The following is a 2,214-nucleotide window of genomic DNA, read 5'->3' on the forward strand; positions in this document are numbered from 1 at the left end:
TGTTGTTGCTGTGTATTCTGTTGCTCCTGCTTTGTCTCCTCCTCAAGCTTCTTCAACTCCGCTTCAATCTCCTTCTCGATTTCCTCGATTGGCTTTGGTGGTGGTGTTGTGGCTAGTGCGTAGCCTACCCAGGCTAGTATTCCGAATATTACGGCTATGGCTATTACGCCCGTTAGCTTCAGTAGGAATAGGCTGTAGGGTGTTGCGAACATTATGTAGGCATAGGCGAGTATGATAACTATCGATATTACAAGCAACGCTATACCCACTGCCTTATCCCCTATTCGTCGGGTTATGAAAATGAACTAGAGTTATTAAGTGTTCCTATTATTTACTTTTAATGATGTTCATGTGCTGTATAGGTTAAGTTTTATTTATTGAGTGTTTAGTTAGGTTGATGGGTCGATACAGGATTCTGGTTACTGGTGGTGCTGGATTTATCGGTAGTAATTTTGTTAGATTTTCACGGTATTTAGGTAATGATATCACGGTCTATGATGCTTTTACGTATGCTGGTCGTTATGAGAATTTACCTAGGGATGTTGAGGTGATAAAGGGTGACATTACTGATTATGATAGGTTGAAGGATGTCGTACAGAGAATTCATCCTGAGATCATCGTTAATTTCGCCGCGGAGACGCATGTCGATAGAAGTATAGTGAACCCTGAACCCTTTATTAGGACGAATGTATATGGGGTATATACAATACTAAAGATTGTGAAGGAATTCGGGACTAGGCTTATCCATATATCTACGGATGAGGTTTACGGTGACATGGAGGGTAAGGAACCTGCTGATGAGAATACGGTATTGAGACCAAGTAATCCTTACGCAGCCACAAAGGCCGCCGGTGATGCCTTAATAATGGCATTTCACAGAACCTACGGTGTTGACGCTATTATAATACGTCCATCTAACAATTACGGTCCTTACCAATACCCTGAAAAGTTAATACCAAGAACCGTGATTAGAGCTCTTAACGATATCCCAGTCGTTGTCCATGGTGACGGGTCACAGAGGAGAGATTGGCTTTATGTTGAGGATACCTGTAGGGCAGTCCTAACCATTATCGAGAAGGGAGTATCCGGCGAAATCTATAATGTGCCGGGCTTTAATGAAAAAAGCATTCTTCAGGTTGTTGAGGATGCACTACGGGTACTTAATAAGCCGAAGGCGTTGATACGTTTCGTTAGTGATAGACCTGGTCAAGATAGAAGATACATCATGAAGGGAGATAAGATTTTGTCCTTGGGCTGGAGACCATTGGTTATTTGGGAAGATGGATTGAAGAAGACAATTAAGTGGTACTTAGAAAATGAGTGGTGGTGGAGACCGCTCCTTAGTGATGAATTCTTTAGGAAAGACACACCGTGGTGATGAACATTACATACTTTCTATCACATTACCTTCACCAATTATTAACCTGCTAATACCATTAGTTAGCCTTATCCTCGAGTTCGGTCCAATTATGCTATCTATTATCCTAGCCCTACCAAGCTCCAGCCTTGCGTTGTCAAGTACAATACTCCTGCTCACACTACCACCATTTATGCTGGCATTCGTCTCAACATCGACATAGTGCTCGATCACGGTCTCCCTACCAATGACCGAACCCTTACCTATGTAGGCCGGTCCATGCACAAAGCCCTCAACCACGGCGCCCTTCTCAATAATAACCCTGCCATTCACCTCACCCCTAACCTCACCCTCAATCCTCGACTTAATCTCATCGAGCATTAGGTATAGTAGGTCGAGTATGTCCTGGTGTGTCCCCATGTCCTTCCACCAACTATTGGTTATTGCATAACCAACCCTGTGTCCATTATTAATAAACCACTGGATTAGGTCCGTTATCTCGTACTCACCCCTAGCTGATGGCTTCAAGGTCTTGAAGGCTCTCTCCACATCCCTTGAATCCTTGAACATGTATATGCCAGTCACCACATAACTATTGGGTGGAACTTCCCTGGGCTTCTCTATGAGCTTCACGACCTTACCATCACTAATGATGGCATTGCCAAACCTGGTTGGGTCTTTATGCCTTGTTAATACTATGAATACGTCATAATCACCCTCCATAAACTCCCTGATGAAACTGCCAATACCTTCACCGAAGTAATTATCGCCAAGATGAACAACTAGTTGCCCGTTGGCGCCTTCCTCAATAGCCCTATGTATCGCATGGGCTATACCAAGTCTCTCCCTCTGCTCAG

At 43.7% G+C, this 2,214-nt stretch carries 3 protein-coding genes; 1 reads left to right on the forward strand and 2 read right to left on the reverse strand.

The window, feature by feature from the left end:
• Positions 1-269 (reverse strand): transcriptional regulator (locus ACP5L5_RS11625; protein WP_428763981.1); only part of this gene is annotated, 269 nt, incomplete at its 3' end.
• 128 nt (positions 270-397) lie between these two features.
• Here ACP5L5_RS11625 and rfbB point away from each other — a divergent pair.
• Positions 398-1,378, forward strand: coding sequence for a dTDP-glucose 4,6-dehydratase (gene rfbB, locus ACP5L5_RS11630; protein WP_013603458.1), 981 nt, complete (start codon positions 398-400; stop codon positions 1,376-1,378).
• Positions 1,379-1,384: 6 nt separating this feature from the next.
• Here the strand turns inward: rfbB and ACP5L5_RS11635 are convergent.
• The coding region (locus tag ACP5L5_RS11635) for a sugar phosphate nucleotidyltransferase (RefSeq protein WP_428763983.1) at positions 1,385-2,214 on the reverse strand (830 nt) is incomplete at its 5' end.

Source organism: Vulcanisaeta sp. (assembly GCF_049966235.1).
Taxonomy (GTDB): domain Archaea; phylum Thermoproteota; class Thermoprotei; order Thermoproteales; family Thermocladiaceae; genus Vulcanisaeta; species Vulcanisaeta moutnovskia.